This is a genomic window from Bradyrhizobium sp. USDA 376, from assembly GCF_054063675.1.
In genome coordinates this window covers 1088847-1105301 of record NZ_JBSSGN010000001.1, presented here as the reverse complement: position 1 = coordinate 1105301, position 16455 = coordinate 1088847, and the positions used below count along the sequence as shown (strand labels likewise).

Genomic DNA, 16455 nt, shown 5'->3' with positions numbered 1-16455 from the left:
CAGCAGTTTCAACGGGCACGCCGCTAGTTAGCCTCATCCTGAGGAGACCGCGGAGCGGTCGTCTCGAAGGACGAGGCGTTTGCTCGAGCACCTCGTAGGGTGGGCAAAGCGTAGCGTGCCCACCACCTGCCAATTGCCGAAGGATGGTAGGCACGGCGCTGCGCGCTTTTGCCCACCCTACGAATACCTTCCGTGTGGCAACGGCATACGATCGCAACGGCTCACGCCGCCTTCGCCTGCACGTTCTCGCAGAACTCTGCCAGCCGGTCCGCGAGCCGCAGCGTCGCGGGGCTCGCGCTGGGCGAGGCCATCAGCGCCACTTCCGTCTTGTTGATCGGTGCGAAGCCGTCCTTCGCGGTCAGCACGCGGTGATCGGACTGGATCGACATCTCGGACAAAATGCTCAGCCCCATGCCGGCGGCGACCGCGGCCTGGATGCCGGCGAGGCTCGATGACGAATAGGACATGTGCCAGGCGCGGCCGGCGGTCTCCAGCGCGTGAATGGCGCCGGCGCGGTAGAGGCAGCCGGTCGGAAAGCCGATCAGCGGCACCGATGGCGCGTCGACGTCGATCGGATGGCTCTTGCTGGTGACCCAGTGCACCCGCTCCGGCCACACCGCGATCGCGCCCTTCTCGCCGGCCGCGCGCTTGTAGAGGGCGAGATCGAGCTCGCCGCGTTCGAGATCGCGGGCGAGGTTCTTGCTCTGGTCGGCGCGCACGTCGAGCCGCAGGCTAGGGTGCGAGCGCGAGAACGTGCCCAGTAGTTTCGCCAGCCGGTACGCCGCAAAATCCTCGGGGATGCCGAGCCGGATCGCGCCTTCGCCGCCGGGCTGGCGCAGCACGTCGCGCGCCTCCTCCGCAAGCGACAGCAGCCGCCGCGCATAGGACAGCAGCCGCTCGCCGGCCTCGGTGGGGCGCACGTCCTTGCCGTCGCGGTGCAGCAGCACCTGGCCGACATCCTCCTCCAGCCGCTTGATCTGCTGGCTCACGGTCGATTGCGTGCGGTGGACGCGCTCACCGGCGCGGGTGAAGCCGCCGGCCTCGACCACCGAGACGAAGCTGCGCAGAAGCTCCAGGTCGAGCATGGGCACATCCATTCGAAAATCCACTGATTGGAAGTTAATCATTTAATTTCCAAATGACAAGCGGCGTCCCTAGATCGAGGGCCAGAAGAAAAACATCCGAGAATGCCCTCATGTCGCTCGCCACCTCGCTTCCCGCAGCCCCCAGCCGCTTCAACACCTTGCCGCTCGCCATCGGCCTGTTCTGCCTGCTCTGGAGCTATGCCTTCGTCGCCGGCAAGATCGGCGTCACCCATTGCCCGCCGCTGATTCTGCTCGCCGCGCGCTTCTCGCTCGCCGGCATTCTGATCCTCGGCGCCACGCTGATCCGTGGCGAGGCGTGGTCGCTGTCCTGGCGCGATGCCGCGATCTTCGCCGTGCTCGGCATCGCCAACAACGCGCTCTATCTCGGGCTCGGCTACACCGGCCTGCAATCGGTCTCCGCCGGTCTCGGCGGCCTGATCGTCTCGGCCAATCCGGTATTCACGGCGGCGCTCGCCACGCTGCTGCTCGGCGAAGGCATGACCTGGCGCAAGGCGGCCGGCCTGCTGCTCGGCATCATCGGCGTGACGGCGATCGTCTGGCATCGCCTGTCGGTCGGCACCGACCAGCTTCACGGCATCGTCTTCACGCTGGCCTCGCTGGCCTCGATCGTCGCGGGGACGATTTTGTTCAAGCTGCTGGCGCCGAAGGGATCGCTGTGGATCGGCAACGGCGTGCAGAACCTCGCCGCCGGCATCGTGCTGACGCCGGTCGCGCTCACCTTCGCCGATATCCACGCGATCGACTATACGCTCAGCCTGATCGGCGCCTTCGCCTTCCTCGTGCTCGGCGGCTCGATCCTCGCCTACTGGCTCTGGTTTCATCTGCTGAAAGTGTGCGGCGCCACCGCCGCCAGCGCCTATCACTTCCTGATGCCGCCGCTCGGCATGCTGTTCGCGTACATCGTGCTCGGCGAGCACGTCGAGGCGCGCGATTTGCTCGGCATCATCCCGGTCGCGCTCGGCATTTATCTCGTGACGCGGCCGGCGAAGGCGGCGTCGTAGGTGCCTCAACGTCGTCCTGGCGAAAGCCAGGACCCATTCCCCCAAGGAGCAGTTTGGCGCGTAGCGGTAACCCCGAGTCCCCGCAATCACGACGGCCGGTGGTTATGGGTCCTGGCTTTCGCCAGGACGACTCGGACAGATAGTTTCGCGCCTTCGCAATGACGGAGTACGCGGCTAGTCTTTCCTGAAAACAATCGACGCCATCCATCCCGTCATCAGCGCCATCGCCGCGGTGGCGAGGCCGTAGATCAGCCCGTTCTGCCGCGCCGTCGTCGCGACGAACTGCTCGAAGCCGACCTTGACGATCTCGAAGGCGGTCTCGGTCTTGGTGACCAGCGCGCCGTTCGCAAACAGCTTGATCTCGACCTCATAGGTGCCGATCGGCACCTCCGCCGGCAGCGGAATGCCGGTTCGGAACAGGGTCGGTGTCAGGAACGTCACCGCGCTCGGGTCTTCGCGATAGAGGCCGCGCTGGGTGCGCAGGCGGATGAAGGCCGAGCGGAACGCATCGTTCGGCACCACGTCGGCAAAGTCGCCGCTGACCCGCTGGGTCAGCAGCACGTTGTTGAGGCCGATCTGCTGCCGCCGCGCGATCTCGGGCGAGGTAATGGCGTCGAAGGGACGGTTGGCGAACAGGGCCAGATAGGTAGGCACCTGCAGGAACTGCCGGTAGTCGGTGTTGATCCAGATCCCGAAGGTGCGTTCCTTGCGCCGCGTCACCATGTCGGCGCGCGGGCCGATCACGGTGACCACGAGATCGTAGGCGGTACGGTCCGCGGGCGTGGTCGCGTCCTTCTCGACCGAGCCGAACAGCACCAGCTCCTCGCCGGAATAGTTCGGCGTCACCGTGACGCGATGGTTGGAGACCGACACGATCAGCCGCTCGGCGCGCGCGACTGATCCGAGCAGCAGGACGAGAAGGAGGGCGAGGAGTGTGCGCATCAGGTGCTCACTCCCAGCTCACGGATGGTGAAGAGATCCGCAGGTTCGATCACGAGCTCGATCGCGAAGCGGACGCCGACCGAGAGGATGAGCAAGCCGAGCAGCAGCCGCAGCTGCTCGCCGCGGATCTTCTGGCCGGCGCGTGCCCCGAACTGCGCGCCGGTAACGCCGCCAACCATCAGGATCAGCGCCAGCACGGCATCGACCAGGTGATTGGTCACCGCGTGCAGCATGGTCGCGACCAGCATGGTGACGAGGGTGAGGACCATCGATGTCCCGATCACCGTCGAGGTCGGCACCCTGAGCAGATAGATCATGATCGGCACCAGGATGAAGCCGCCGCCGATGCCCATGATGGCGCCGATGAAGCCGATCATGGTGCCGACGATCAGCACGGGGATCACCGAGAGATAGATCTTGGAGCGCTTGAACCGCATCTTCAGCGGCAGGCCGTGGATCCAGTTGTGCGTGCGCCGCGGCGGCACCGCGCCGCGCCGGGTCCGCATCAACGCGCGCAGGCCCTCGGAGAACATCAGGCTGCCGACGGTGGTGAGCAGCACGACGTAGGACAGCGCGATCATCAGATCGAGCTGGCCGAGCGCGCGAAGCTGCGTGAAGGTCCATACGCCGAGCGCCGTCCCGGTTACGCCGCCGGATAAAAGGACGCTCGCCAGCGCCGGATCGATCGCGCGCCGCCGCCAATAGGTCAGCGCGCCGGAAAACGAGGAGGCCGCGATGTGGCTCGCCACGGAAGCGACCGCGACCGCCGGCGTAATGCCGATGAAGATCAGCAGCGGCGTCATCAGGAAGCCGCCGCCGATGCCGAACATGCCGGAGACGAAGCCGACCGCCGCGCCCATCGCCAGCACCAGGAAGACGTTGACCGGAAGATCGGCGATCGGGAGGTAGAGCTGCATCGAGCCTGGTCCGGCGGACGATCGAAGACTGCGGAATGCTCGCGCAGGACGAGCGATTGCCGCGTTCCTCACATAGCCGAAAACGCCGCGCCGCGGGACAACGAATTGAACACGGCGCAGCGTTTTTCGCAACAAACCTGTGGGTCCGAAACGTTGATGCAGATCAACAGCCGAGCATCGTCAGCCCGGGACGATAACCGAGGTAGAGGGACGTGAACGCAGCCTGATCCGCATCGTCCTGACGAAAGGCCGGGTGACAAGATGAACGAGAATGTCGTCGCTCTTCTCAACCCCATCAAGACGATCAGGGCGCACAAGATCCTGAGTGTCGCGTTTTTGGCTCTCGCGCTGACGTTGATAGCGGTCGTCAACTCATTTCGGTTTTCACCAGATCCGAGCGGAGATGCAAGTTTCATCAACCGCGCCCAGCAGAAGTCCGTACCGGGAATCAAGGTGAGTGCGAGCGCACTCGGAGCGGATGAGAGCGAAAGGAGCTTTGGTGAAAATCTGGCCGGCTACAATATTCAACCCGTCTGGCTGTCGATCGAGAACGAGACCGATGAGGCATTGGCGCTTCTCCCGGTCACCATGGATCCCGATTATTATTCTGCCTATGAGGTCTCCTACAGATTCCACGGCGCTCTGTCATGGTTCGCCAACCGCGCCCGTGACGAATTCTTTCTCAAGCGCCAGATGCCGAGCGACCTTGCGCCGCACAGCAAGACGACAGGCTTCGTCTACGGGGTTCTGGATGCCGGCATCAAATATGCGCATATCATGATCGTCGGGAAGAACCGCGTGGAGAGCTTCGACCTTGCGCTGTTGGTTCCAGGGCCGCCGTTTGTCGGCACCAATATTCGGGCCGAGAAAGTCTATCCCGGCACGAAGATCGAGGAACTCGATCTTTCGTCATTGCGGGAGAGATTTGCAAACTTCGCCTGCTGTACTAAAGGGCCTGAGGGGAAACGTGATGGTGATCCGCTCAATCTCGTCATCATCGAAAGCAAGCAAGACCCCATCGTCCCTCTTATTGCCCGCGGATGGCACCTTGCCAGACAGCTCGATTTTGCAAGCGCGATCGATACCGCGCGCGCTTTCCTGCTTCGAGATCCGTATCAGACGTCGCCCGTGAGCCCGCTTTACGTGTTCGGCCGCAGGGAAGACGTCGTCGTTCAGAAAGCCCGGTCCACCATCAATGAGCGCATTCACGCCCGATTTTGGCTGACGCCGTACACCTTCGATAATCGAAGGGTGTGGGTCGGCCATGTGAGCCGGGATATTGGTGTCCGCCTGACCGACCAGACATGGAATTTGACCACGCACAAGATTGCGCCCGACGTCGATTTCGATCGGGCCTATTTTCTTCAGGATCTCATCATGTCCGGATTCAGCGAGCGATTCGGTTACGTCAATGGCGTCGGAGCCGCACCACCATCCGCGCCGCGTGCAAATCTGACAGGCGACCCCTATTACACCGATGGATTGCGCGCCGTCATATTCCTGTCGAATCAAATAACGCCGCTCGGCAAGATCGACAGGCTTGCCTGGGAAACGCCGCCGTAGTGCGAGGGACCCTGTTCGCGGAGCGCTATCGCATCGCGCTTCAGTGCGCCGCCGAGGCCGAGCGCTTGGCGGCGACCGGCTTCGGCGCCGGCTTCGCGTTTGCCTGCGGCGCGCTGTCCCAGCCGCCGTTCGGCGTTGCGACGTTGACGGCATCGTCGGGCTGGGGCTCGGCGCTGAAAGTCTGGATCGCGAGCTTGGCGGCGGCGAGCGATTGCGGGTCGAGGCGCTTCGCGACGTCGTCGCGCTTGCCGGCGGCATCCGCATCGCCCTGCGCGGCCGCGAGGCTGAACCATTTGTAGGATTCGGCGAGGTTCTGCTCGACGCCGATGCCGCGGGCATAGAGGATGCCGAGGTTGAACTGGCTGTCGGCGACGCCGCGATCGGCGGCTTTCCGGAACCACTGCGCCGCGCTCTTGTAATTGGCGCCGCGTCCGCCGCCATCGGCATCGAGCACGGCGAGATTGTGCATCGCCTTGGCGTTGCCGCGCTCGGCGGCTTGCGTGTAGTAGCGGCGGGCGATATCGGCGTCCTTCTTCACGCCAAGGCCCTTTTCATAGAGCGTGCCGAGGCGGAAGGTGGCGGGCACCACGCCGGCCTGCGCCGCGCGATCGTACCACTTCGCCGCTTCATCGTAATTGGTGGCGACGCCCTTGCCTTCGGCAAAGCGCAGGCCGATCTCGTAGGCCGCGGTCGGATCGCCCTTGATCGCAGCGGTGCGCAGGGCCGGACCGCCGATACCGTCGGGCAGCTTCTCGCTCGGCGGCACCTGGACAAGGCCGAGCCGGGCGCGGCTGCTGCCCGACAGCGCGCCGGTGACGTCGCTGCTCGCAGCAGGCGGTGGCACTGCCGCGGCGGGCGCCTGCGGGATCTCAACCGAGGCCGAGCTGCCGGAATTGGGAGTGGGCGCCGGCGCGGCGTTGTTCTGCGATTGCCGTCCGATCGGCGTCGGCGAGGTCATCGACGGCGTGATCTGTTCGGGCGCGGCCGGCTTGGTCTCGACCGGCGGCGGTGGTGCGGCCTGCGGTGCTGGCTGGCTCGGAATATCCTGCATCGCCTGCGGCGCCGGCGGCGCGCTGCTGCCCTCGAGCAGGTTCATCGCCATCTTGAAGGTGCCGAGCACGATCACGACCACGCTCGCGCCGACCAGCAGCGAGCGGATCTTTGAGGTGATGGTCGAGCCGCCTTCCTGGCCCTTCTCCTTGGCGCGGGCGATCGCGGCCTTGGCGCCACGTGCCGGCTTCTCGGGCGGCTGCGCGGCGGCAGCTTGCGCAGCGCGGCGCGCGGCGGCGATGAAGCTGGACGACGACACCGGCTCCTTCGGAGGCGCGGGAATTTCGCTGATCGCACTCTCGGACGCCGCGATGCGCTCCGACGGCGTGGCGGCGCGGCCGCCCGGCCGTGTGCCCGGCTCGAGCGGATGATCCGGCGGCAGCTCCGGCGCGATCGCGGCGCGCGCGGGCGCCGTATGCGGCTCCAGGATCTCGCTGATCGCGCGCGGCGGAACAGGCGGCGGCATCGGCGGCGGCGCGGCGGGCGCAGCGGCATGGAATTCGCGCGGTGCGGCGACGAAAGCGGCCTGCGCCGCTTGTGCGGCGGCGGGATTGGGCAGCTCCGGCTTCGGATCGTATTTCGGCGGCTGTGCTTGCGGCCGCGGGTCGCGCGCCACCGGCGCAGGCTCCATCGGCGCGGCCATTGGCATCGACACCGGCATCGGCTGCGGCGCAGGGGGCGGCGGCGCGCTGCGCACCGCGCGCAGATCGCCCTCGATCATGGAGAGACGATCGACGACGTGGCCCAGCGCGCTGTGCACGGCGTCAAGCGAGTCCTGGGTGCTGCGGTTGGTCTCGGCCTGGCTGAAGCGGATGTCGGAGAGCTCGCGCTTGACGAGATCGACCACGCCGGAATCGACAGGCGGTGCGGAGCTGCGGCTCTCGGCGAGCGCCGAATAGGTCGCCTGCTGGCGTTCCAGGTGCCTGAGGATGTCGTGCAGGCCGTCCTCGACGCGGCTCAAGTTTCCGTTGCGCGGATCGGCGGCGGCCTCGATCCGCTCCAGGAGATACGAGACGCGCTGTTCGAGATGCGCGAAGGTCGAGGCGGAATCGTTGCCGACCTGCATGCGGTCGAAGCGGTCCGACAGCGCGCGGATCGCGGCTTCCAGATGCTCGGTGCTTTCGGAGGGCTGCGGCCGCTCGCGGGTTTCCAGCGCCGCGGTGAGCGCGGCGATGCGCTGCTCCAGCACCGCAAAGCTGTCGCTGTGGCCGGAGGCGCGGGTGATCTGGTCGACCTTGGACGACAGCAACTGCACGTCCTCGGACAGCCGAGCCAGCGCCTCGTTGGAGGCGACGTTGGAGACGATGCCGCGCAGCGCCGCGATCGCGCCTTCGAGCTGGCGCACCGTCGAGGGATCGTCATTGGCGCGCAGGATCAGGTCGAGCTTGGCGCCGAGATTGCGGATCGCCTCGTCATAGCCGGTGAGTTGCTCGGCCGGCGTCAGCGTCCGCAGCACTTGCTTGATGTCGGACAGCGCGCGCTCGATGCCTGACAGCACCTGGCCGTCGGTGCCGTTGGAGCGGGTCTCGTCGATGCGCCGATGCAGCGAGCGGATCTCGTTCTCGATCGATTCGATCGCGCGCCGCGGCATCGCCTCGGTGATGGCGGTGCGAATTTCCGCAAGCTCGCTGCGGAAGGCATTGATCGCCTGCTCGGTGTTGTCAGGCCGCTGCAGCGCTTCGATCTGGCTCGTGATCTTGAGCAGATGCCGTTCGAGCGCCGAGAAATCCGGCCCTGCTTGCGGTGGCGGCGGAGCGTAGGCAGGCGCGGGCGGCGCCATTGGTGCCATGGTCGGCGCGTAAGGTGCTGCGGGTGCAATCGACGGCGCTGAGCGCGACGGCATCTGCCTGGGCGCAAAGCCGTCGAGCTCGCTCTGGCGCGCAGTGATCTCGGCGACCGCGACGTCGAACGAGGCGGGGCTCAAGGGAGGTGAGCTGCGATAGACCTGTGCGGCCGCGCGCTCGACTGCATCGGCCTGGCGCTGGCGCGTTTCAACGGGCGATGAGGCAGGGGCTGGCCGCGGCGCCTGCTGTTGCTGCGGACGGGAGATTTGCGACAGGCGCGCGTCGAGCCGCGAGATCGCGTCGTTGAGCTGGCGCGCGACGCCGTGCTCGCGCGAGACGTCTCTTTCACGAGAAGAGTCTTGGCGCGGGGCGGGCTTTGAAATCCGTTCGATCTGCTGGGTGATCGCGTCGAGCCGCTGGTGGATGTCGGCGACTTCGCGGCTCTCCTGACTCGGCATGTGTTGCGGACGTTGATCGTGACGCTGGTCGTAAGGTCCGCGAAAGTTCGGCGGAGCAGTCTCGCCGAGCGTGGAGTTGAGCCAATCATTGAGCGACATGCCCGCACGACGCGCAGCAGCTTCGGCCCGCTCCCTCACGGATGGATCGATGCCGTCAACACTCCACGATACGCGCGAATTCATGACTCTGTCCGGTTCCGACTCCGACGCCCCACCCGGCGCCTCCAGCCTCCCCACGCGTGCCGGTTGCAAAGACAATCGAATTTGGCGCGGGTCGTCTGCCTCGAAAACCGACTTTTTCCTGTTACGGTAAATAACGGGTTAAGGAATGCGGCGCGGGTGTCTTAAAGTTGGGCGGCGGGAACTTGGGGACGAACTTGGTCGCCACGTAACCGGTGCGCTCCCTCCCCCGCTTGCGGGGGAGGGTTGGGGAGAGGGTATCTCCGCAGCAAGACTCCCCAAGAGGAGAGAGCCCTCACCCGCGCCTTCGGCGCGACCTCTCCCGCAAGCGGGAGAGGTGACCGGCACTGCCTATGCCCCTCAGCCCTTGCCCTCGCGCTTGCCATCCTCGATCGGCACCACCGTGCCCTTGCCGCTCATCGCCGACAACGCCTCGAGCGCCTCTTCGCAGAAATCGGCCACCATCTGCTCGTGCCGGGCGCCGAGCTGGAGCAGCAGCAAATTGCCGAGGTCGAGCCGGCCTTCCGCCGTGCCGTCCGGAAAGCGCTTCTTCAGGATGCGCTCGTAGTTGGCGTGGCGGTCGCGGTGGTGCTCCAGGCGGGCCATCAAATCGGTCCGCATCGGCTCGATGTCGATGCTGTCGAGTGCATGCAGCCGGACCAGGAGGTCATCCTTGATCGAGGGCGGTGTGCTCGGCCGCGCGGCCCAGTGCCGCAGCGCTGTTCGCCCTTCCGGAGTGAGCGTATAGATGAGTTTATTGGGCTTGCCTGTTTGCACGACCTCGCGGCCCTGGATGTAACCGCGGTCGCGCAGCTTGGAGAGCTCGCGGTAGATCTGCTGGTGGTCGGCCTTCCAGAAGAAGCCGATCGAGGAATCGAACGTCTTGGCGAGCTCGTAGCCCGTCATCGGCCGTTCCGTCAGGCATGCGAGGATTGCGTCGCCCAGTGCCATGACACCAGCTTCCTTTTTTCGAGGTCCCGACCAATTGACTTGACTTTATGCGCATTGGTGCATATGCGTCAATGTGCATATGAGGTAGCCGAAGGTCGGGCTCAATATCCGACCCAAAAACCCAGCGAAATCAACCTCCTCGCTACTGTGCATGGGGTTGTTTTCGAGCTTTTTGCCATGGCCTTGATCTAGGGAGGCAACCTGACAATGACCGGCCTCGATTCCTGGTACGCCTTCATGAAGTCCCATGATGCGAAAGCGCTCTGGGACCTGCTGCATCCTGACGCCGTGTTCGAGAGCCCCGTCGTGCATTCGCCCCAGCGCGGCCGCGACATCACCTTCAAATACCTCTCCAGCGCCGAGAAGGTGCTCGGCGGCCCGGGCTTCACCTATGTCGGCGAGTGGAAGAGCGCCAATGGCGCCGTGCTCGAATTCAAGAATGTCATCGACGGCATCGAGATCAACGGTGTCGACATCATCACCTTCGATGCCGAAGGACGCATCACCCATTTCAAGGTGATGGTGCGTCCGCTCAAGGCCATCAACATGCTGCACCGCCTGATGGCGGAGCAGTTGGCCGCCGCCCAATCCTAAGCCAACATCATCACTTCAGACCGCCTGCCGGGAGACCACCATGCCGATCTACAAAGCCCCCGTCGAAGACGTGAACTTCCTGCTCAACGACGTCTTCCAGATCGACCGCTACGACAACCTCGCCGGCTTTTCCGATGCGTCGAGCGACGTGCGCGATGCGATCCTGGGCGAAGCGGCCAAGCTCTCCGAAGAAGTGCTGCAGCCGCTCAACCGCGTCGGCGATATCGAGGGCTGCAAGCGCGCGGACGACGGCAGCGTCACCACGCCGAAGGGTTTTAAGGACGCCTTCAAGCAAGTGGCCGAGGGCGGCTGGCTCGGCCTGTCGGCTCCGACCGAGTTCGGCGGCCAGGGCCTGCCGGTGACGCTCTCGCAAGCGGTCAACGAATTCCAGATCTCCGCCAACATGGCGTTCTCGATGTATGGCGGCCTCACCATGGGCGCGACCGCAGCGCTTCTCGTGCACGGCACGCCCGAGCAGAAGAAGACCTACGTGCCGAAGATGGTGGCGGGCGAATGGACCGGCACCATGAACCTCACCGAGCCGCATTGCGGCACCGACCTCGGCATGCTCCGCACCAAGGCGGTGCGGCAGGCCGACGGCAGCTTCAAGATATCAGGCACCAAGATCTTCATCTCGGCCGGCGAGCACGACCTCGCCCCCAACATCATCCATCTCGTGCTCGCCCGCATCGAAGGCGCACCCGCCGGCATCAAGGGCGTGTCGCTGTTCGTCGTGCCAAAGTTTCTGGTCAATGCCGACGGTTCGGTCGGGCAGCGCAACGGCGTCGTCTGCGGCTCGATCGAGCACAAGATGGGCATCCACGGCAATTCGACCTGCGTGATGAACTACGACAACGCCACCGGCTGGCTGATCGGCGAAGAGAACAAGGGCATGCAGGGCATGTTCGTGATGATGAACGAGGCCCGGCTCGGCGTCGCCGTGCAGGGTCTCGCGCAGTCTGAAGTGGCCTATCAGAACGCGGTCGCCTACGCCCGCGAGCGCATCCAGGGCCGCGCGCTCACCGGCGCCAAGGCGCCGGACAAGCAGGCCGACCCGATCATCGTGCATCCCGACGTGCGCCGCACGCTGCTCTCGATCCGCGCCTTCAACGAGGCCGCGCGCGCCTTCGTGATGTGGACCGCGCTGAAAAGCGACGTCGCCCACCGCTCGGAGGACCCGAAGGACCGCCAGGCCGCCGACGACCACATGGGCCTGATGACGCCGGTGCTGAAGGGTTTCCTCACCGACTACGGTTTCGCCAACGCGGTGCAGGCGCAGCAGATGTATGGCGGCCACGGCTACATCGCTGAGCAGGGCATGGAGCAGTTCGTGCGCGATGCGCGTATCGCCATGATCTATGAAGGCGCCAACGGCATCCAGGCGCTCGACCTCGTCGGCCGCAAGCTGCCGCGCGACGGCGGCCGCGCCATCATGGCCTTCTTCGGCGAGGTCATGGCCTTCGCCAAGGAGAACGGCGGCGACGAGGCGATGAAGCCGTTCATCACCCCGCTCTCGGCCTCGCTCGGCCATCTCCAGCAGGCGACGACCTGGCTGATGCAGAATGCGATGATGAAGCCGGACAATGCGGGTGCTGCCGCTACCGATTACCTGCACCTCTTCGGCTTCGTCGCGCTCGGCTACATGTGGGCGAAGATGGCGAAGGTCACGAACGCCAAGATTGCCGAGAGCGGGGCGACGCCCTATCTCTCGACCAAGCTCGTCACCGGCCGCTTCTTCATGGAGCGCATGCTGCCGGAGACCGCGGCCAATCTCGCGCGCATCCAGTCCGGCTGCGCCACCATCATGGAACTGCCGGCGGAAGCGTTCTGAGGAGTTTCGATGTCTGCAGCAGACGCGATCGTTGCGGAGTTTCGCGCCTTCGGCGCCGGGCTCCGCCGCGACAAATTCTGCGCGCGCTCTGCCCTCGACATCGTCGACCGCTGCGAGTCTCGCGGCGTCGGCATCCTCGGCATCGAGGCTTTCTACCTCACGGACACCACGACCGTCCCTCAACTCGATCACATCCTCGACCTGAGTTCGGGGATGAAGGCTTACGACACCGCGCGGCAATTCCTTCGCCACGGCGAAGGGCTGCCGCTGTTCTACGAATTCACGTTCCAGGATTGATCCCGATCGCGTCGCGGTCGTCACCAATAACTGCAATCAGGAGGCTCCCATGGCAGATGCCTATATCTACGATCACGTCCGCACCCCGCGCGGCCGCGGCAAGCCGGACGGCGCGCTGCACGAAGTGACCGCGCTGGCGCTCGCCACCGTGCCGCTGAAGGCGCTGAAGGACCGCAACAACCTGCCGGAAGACTCGGTCGACGACGTTGTGCTCGGTGTGGTCGATCCGGTCGGCGAAGCCGGCTCCGACATCGCGCGCTTCGCCGCGCTGAAAGCCGGCCTCGGCGAAGCCGTGCCCGGCGTGCAGATCAGCCGCTTCTGCGCCTCCGGCCTCGACGCCGTGAATTTCGCAGCCGCCCAGGTGATGAGCGGCCAGCATGAGCTGGTGATCGGCGGCGGCGCCGAATCGATGAGCCGCGTCGGCATCGGCGCCTCCGGCGGCGCCTGGCCGATGGACCCCTCGATGGCGGTGCCGGCCTATTTCATGCCGCAGGGCGTCTCGGCCGATCTGATCGCGACCAAGTACGGTTTCTCGCGCGATGACGTCGACGCCTATGCGGTGCAGAGCCAGCAGCGCGCGGGCAAGGCCTGGGACGAGGGCCGCTTCAACAAGTCGGTCGTGCCGGTGAAGGACATCAACGGCCTCACCATCCTCGCCAAGGACGAGCACATGCGTCCCTCGACGACGATGCAGTCGCTGGCGCAGCTGCAGCCGTCGTTCACGATGATGGCGCAGATGGGCGGCTTCGACGGCGTCGCGGTGCAGTCGCATCCGGAGATCGAGCGCGTCAACTACGTGCACCATGCCGGCAATTCGTCAGGCATCGTCGACGGCGCCGGCGCCGTGTTGCTCGGCAGCAAGGAGGCGGGTGCCAAATACGGCCTGAAGCCGCGCGCAAAAATCCGCGCCTTCGCCAACATCGGCTCGGAGCCGGCGATGATGCTGACCGGTCCGGTCGACGTCACCGAGAAGCTGTTCGCGCGTTCCGGCATGAAGAAGTCGGACATCGACCTGTTCGAGCTCAACGAGGCCTTTGCCTCGGTCGTGCTGCGCTACATCCAGGCTTTCGACATCGACAATGCCAAGATCAACGTCAACGGCGGCGCCATCGCGCTCGGCCATCCGTTAGGGGCGACCGGCGCGATGATCCTCGGCACCGTGCTCGACGAGCTCGAGCGCACCAACAAGTCCACCGCCCTGGTCACGCTTTGCATCGGCGGCGGCATGGGCACCGCGACCATCATCGAGCGGGTGTAACGAGCTGCCGTAGGGTGGGTTAGCGAAGCGTAACCCACCTCTTCTGTTTCCGCAGAGGAAGACAGTGGTGGGTTACGCCTTCGGCTAACCCACCCTACGAGATCACCATCAACCGCCGCGCCTGAGATCGGCTGCGGCACCGAGGAGCAACCAACATGTCGTACAAGAACTTCAAGGTTGAGACCGATTCCGACGGCATCGCGCTCGTTACCTGGGACATCCCGGGCCGTTCGATGAACGTGCTTGATGAGACCTCGACCAGCGAGCTCGACGCGATCGTCAAGGCGACCACCGCAGATGCGGCTGTGAAGGGCGTCGTCATCACCTCGGCGAAAGAGGCGTTCTGCGCCGGCGCCGACCTGTCCATGCTCGAGGGCATGAACCAGGCCTACGCAAAAGTGTTCAAGGAGCAGGGCGAGACCGCCGCGAACCAGATGCTGTTCGACCAGAGCCGCCGCTTCTCGCAGGTGCTGCGCTCGATCGAAACATCCGGCAAGCCGTGGGCGGCGGCGATCAACGGCCTCGCGCTCGGCGGCGGTTTCGAGATCACACTGTGCTGCCACTATCGTGTGGCGGCAGAGAATCCCAAGACCCGCCTCGGCCTGCCCGAGGTCAAGGTCGGCCTGTTCCCCGGCGCCGGTGGCACGCAGCGCGTGCCGCGCCTGGTGCCGCCACAGGACGCCATGACCATCCTGCTCAAGGGCGATCCTGTCACGGTCGAGAAGGCCAAGGCGCTGAACCTGATCCACGCCATCGTTCCCGCCGCCGACCTCGTCAAGGCCGCGAAGGAGTGGATCAAAGGCGGCGGCAAGGCCGTCGCGCCCTGGGATGAGAAGGGCTTCAAGCTGCCCGGCGGTCCGGTGTTCTCCAAGGCCGGCATGATGATGTTCCCGGCCGGCAATGCGATCTATCGCCGCGAGACCTACGACAACTATCCGGCCGCGCGCGCCATCATGAGCTGCGTCTATGAAGGCCTGCAGTTGCCGATCGACGCCGCGCTGCGGGTCGAGTCGCGCTACTTCACCTCGGTGCTGCGCTCGAAGGAAGCGGCTGCGATGATCCGCAGCCTGTTCCTGTCGATGCAGGAGCTCAACAAGGGCGCGCGCCGTCCGAAAGACGTGCCGGCCACCAAGGTGAAGAAGATCGCGGTGATCGGCGCCGGCTTCATGGGCGCGAGCGTCGGCTACGTCTCGGCCCGCGCCGGCCTCGACGTCGTCCTGATCGACCGCGACCAGGAGAGCGCCGACAAGGGCAAGGCGCATGCGCAGAAGGTGATCGAGGACCAGATCAAGAAGGGCCGCGCCAAGCCTGATGATGCCGAGAAGCTGCTCGCGCGCATCACGCCGACTGCCGACTATGCGGCGCTGAAGGACGTCGATCTCGTGATCGAGGCCGTGTTCGAGGACCGCAAGGTCAAGGCAGAGACCTTTGCCAAGGCGCAGGAATATCTGAAGCCCGACGTGATCTTCGCGTCGAATACCTCGACGCTGCCGATCACCTCTCTTGCTGAATCCTTCAAGGACCAGGGCAAGTTCGTCGGCATCCACTTCTTCTCGCCGGTCGAGAAGATGATGCTGGTCGAGATCATCCTCGGCAAGAACACCGGCGACGTCGCGCTCGCCACCGCGCTCGACTACGTCCGCCAGATCGGCAAGACGCCGATCGTCGTGAACGACTCTCGCGGCTTCTTCGCCAATCGCTGCGTCGGCCGCTATGTCGCCGAAGGCAACGAGATGTTCCTCGAGGGCGTGCCGCCGGCGATGATCGAGAACTGCGCCAAGATGGCCGGCATGCCGGTCGGCCCGCTCTCGCTCTCGGACGAAGTCGCGCTCGATCTCGGCCTCAAGATCATGAAGGCGACCGAAGCCGATCTCGGCCCCAATGCCATCAATCCCGATCAGAAGAAGCTGATGGTGGAGATGGTCGAGAAGCAGGGCCGTCTCGGCCGCAAGAACAGCAAGGGCTTCTACGACTATCCCGAGAAGGGCAAGGGTCAGAAGAGCCTGTGGCCGGGTCTCTCCGCGCTGCAGCCGAAGCAGCTCGACCCCGACACGCTCGATATCGAGGAATTGAAGCAGCGCTTCCTGGTGGTGCAGGCGGTGGAAGCCGCGCGTACGGTGGAGGACAACGTCATCACCGATCCGCGCGAGGCCGATGTCGGCTCGATCCTCGGCTTCGGCTTCGCCCCGTTCACCGGCGGCACGCTGTCCTATATCGATTTCATGGGCACCAAGAAGTTCGTCGAGCTCTGCCACAAGCTGGAAGCGAAGTACGGCTCGCGCTTTACCCCGCCGAAGCTGCTCGAGGAGATGGCTGCGAAGGGCGAAACCTTCTATGGGCGGTTCGCGCCGAAGAAGGCGGCAGCTGCCTGATCGTTTGACTTCGTAGCCCGGATGGAGCGCAGCGCAATCCGGGGCCGTCCTTGCGTGGCGAACACTGATCCCGGATTGCGCTTCGCTCCATCCGGGCTTCTGTAACGGGCCTTGGTTAGTCAATCCCTTTTTGCGTGATCCGATCGCTGGG

12 protein-coding genes are annotated in these 16455 nt (G+C 65.2%); 7 read left to right on the top strand and 5 right to left on the bottom strand.

What is annotated here, in order from left to right; genetic code table 11:
- Positions 1–221: 221 nt before the first annotated feature.
- Positions 222–1085, bottom strand: coding sequence for a LysR family transcriptional regulator (locus ACVJ19_RS05075; protein WP_453955076.1), 864 nt, complete (start codon positions 1083–1085; stop codon positions 222–224).
- 110 nt (positions 1086–1195) lie between these two features.
- Here ACVJ19_RS05075 and ACVJ19_RS05070 point away from each other — a divergent pair, with 110 nt between their 5' ends.
- Complete coding sequence (locus ACVJ19_RS05070; protein WP_453948261.1) at positions 1196–2107, top strand: DMT family transporter; 912 nt, start codon at positions 1196–1198, stop codon at positions 2105–2107.
- A gap of 174 nt (positions 2108–2281) precedes the next feature.
- Here ACVJ19_RS05070 and ACVJ19_RS05065 read toward each other — a convergent pair whose 3' ends face one another.
- Both ACVJ19_RS05065 and ACVJ19_RS05060 read right to left on the bottom strand, forming a co-directional pair.
- Positions 2282–3049 carry a TIGR02186 family protein gene (locus ACVJ19_RS05065; protein WP_453948260.1) on the bottom strand — a complete coding sequence of 256 codons (768 nt, stop codon included), beginning with the start codon at positions 3047–3049 and terminating at the stop codon, positions 2282–2284.
- Positions 3049–3966: a sulfite exporter TauE/SafE family protein gene (locus ACVJ19_RS05060; RefSeq protein ID WP_453948259.1), complete on the bottom strand. Its 918-nt coding sequence runs from the start codon at positions 3964–3966 to the stop codon at positions 3049–3051. Before ACVJ19_RS05060 ends, ACVJ19_RS05065 begins: the two co-directional genes overlap by 1 nt.
- Positions 3967–4227: 261 nt before the next feature.
- Between ACVJ19_RS05060 and ACVJ19_RS05055 the strand changes: the two genes are divergently transcribed.
- Entirely contained in the window at positions 4228–5529 is a 1302-nt protein-coding gene (locus ACVJ19_RS05055) for an LssY C-terminal domain-containing protein (RefSeq protein WP_453948258.1), read from the top strand.
- A 40-nt stretch (positions 5530–5569) separates the two neighbouring features.
- Here the strand turns inward: ACVJ19_RS05055 and ACVJ19_RS05050 are convergent, their stop codons facing one another.
- Both ACVJ19_RS05050 and ACVJ19_RS05045 read right to left on the bottom strand, forming a co-directional pair.
- A complete protein-coding gene (locus ACVJ19_RS05050; RefSeq protein ID WP_453948257.1) occupies positions 5570–9004 on the bottom strand; it encodes a hypothetical protein in 3435 nt (1144 codons plus the stop codon).
- 357 nt (positions 9005–9361) lie between these two features.
- Positions 9362–9952 carry a PadR family transcriptional regulator gene (locus ACVJ19_RS05045; RefSeq protein ID WP_456739356.1) on the bottom strand — a complete coding sequence of 197 codons (591 nt, stop codon included), beginning with the start codon at positions 9950–9952 and terminating at the stop codon, positions 9362–9364.
- A gap of 207 nt (positions 9953–10159) precedes the next feature.
- On the opposite strand from ACVJ19_RS05045, the gene ACVJ19_RS05040 reads away from it, so the two are divergent.
- The 5 genes from ACVJ19_RS05040 to ACVJ19_RS05020 all read left to right on the top strand — a co-directional run bounded on the left by ACVJ19_RS05040 (position 10160) and on the right by ACVJ19_RS05020 (position 16304).
- Positions 10160–10546: a nuclear transport factor 2 family protein gene (locus ACVJ19_RS05040; RefSeq protein ID WP_453948256.1), complete on the top strand. Its 387-nt coding sequence runs from the start codon at positions 10160–10162 to the stop codon at positions 10544–10546.
- A 40-nt stretch (positions 10547–10586) separates the two neighbouring features.
- Positions 10587–12377: an acyl-CoA dehydrogenase C-terminal domain-containing protein gene (locus tag ACVJ19_RS05035; RefSeq protein WP_453948255.1), complete on the top strand. Its 1791-nt coding sequence runs from the start codon at positions 10587–10589 to the stop codon at positions 12375–12377.
- Between the two features lie 9 nt (positions 12378–12386).
- A complete protein-coding gene (locus tag ACVJ19_RS05030) occupies positions 12387–12674 on the top strand; it encodes a hypothetical protein (RefSeq protein WP_453948254.1) in 288 nt (95 codons plus the stop codon).
- A 49-nt stretch (positions 12675–12723) separates the two neighbouring features.
- Positions 12724–13932 carry an acetyl-CoA C-acetyltransferase gene (locus ACVJ19_RS05025; RefSeq protein WP_260386835.1) on the top strand — a complete coding sequence of 403 codons (1209 nt, stop codon included), beginning with the start codon at positions 12724–12726 and terminating at the stop codon, positions 13930–13932.
- A 155-nt stretch (positions 13933–14087) separates the two neighbouring features.
- Positions 14088–16304: an FAD-dependent oxidoreductase gene (locus ACVJ19_RS05020; protein ID WP_453948253.1), complete on the top strand. Its 2217-nt coding sequence runs from the start codon at positions 14088–14090 to the stop codon at positions 16302–16304.
- Positions 16305–16455: the final 151 nt, after the last annotated feature.

What these genes read in the sequence shown, in the direction of transcription:
- ACVJ19_RS05075 (WP_453955076.1), bottom strand. Translation starts at nt 1,085, where the DNA reads ATGCTCGACCTGGAGCTTCTGCGCAGCTTCGTCTCGGTGGTCGAGGCC.
- ACVJ19_RS05070 (WP_453948261.1), top strand. Translation starts at nt 1,196, where the DNA reads ATGTCGCTCGCCACCTCGCTTCCCGCAGCCCCCAGCCGCTTCAACACC.
- ACVJ19_RS05065 (WP_453948260.1), bottom strand. Translation starts at nt 3,049, where the DNA reads ATGCGCACACTCCTCGCCCTCCTTCTCGTCCTGCTGCTCGGATCAGTC.
- ACVJ19_RS05060 (WP_453948259.1), bottom strand. Translation starts at nt 3,966, where the DNA reads ATGCAGCTCTACCTCCCGATCGCCGATCTTCCGGTCAACGTCTTCCTG.
- ACVJ19_RS05055 (WP_453948258.1), top strand. Translation starts at nt 4,228, where the DNA reads ATGAACGAGAATGTCGTCGCTCTTCTCAACCCCATCAAGACGATCAGG.
- ACVJ19_RS05050 (WP_453948257.1), bottom strand. Translation starts at nt 9,004, where the DNA reads ATGAATTCGCGCGTATCGTGGAGTGTTGACGGCATCGATCCATCCGTG.
- ACVJ19_RS05045 (WP_456739356.1), bottom strand. Translation starts at nt 9,952, where the DNA reads ATGGCACTGGGCGACGCAATCCTCGCATGCCTGACGGAACGGCCGATG.
- ACVJ19_RS05040 (WP_453948256.1), top strand. Translation starts at nt 10,160, where the DNA reads ATGACCGGCCTCGATTCCTGGTACGCCTTCATGAAGTCCCATGATGCG.
- ACVJ19_RS05035 (WP_453948255.1), top strand. Translation starts at nt 10,587, where the DNA reads ATGCCGATCTACAAAGCCCCCGTCGAAGACGTGAACTTCCTGCTCAAC.
- ACVJ19_RS05030 (WP_453948254.1), top strand. Translation starts at nt 12,387, where the DNA reads ATGTCTGCAGCAGACGCGATCGTTGCGGAGTTTCGCGCCTTCGGCGCC.
- ACVJ19_RS05025 (WP_260386835.1), top strand. Translation starts at nt 12,724, where the DNA reads ATGGCAGATGCCTATATCTACGATCACGTCCGCACCCCGCGCGGCCGC.
- ACVJ19_RS05020 (WP_453948253.1), top strand. Translation starts at nt 14,088, where the DNA reads ATGTCGTACAAGAACTTCAAGGTTGAGACCGATTCCGACGGCATCGCG.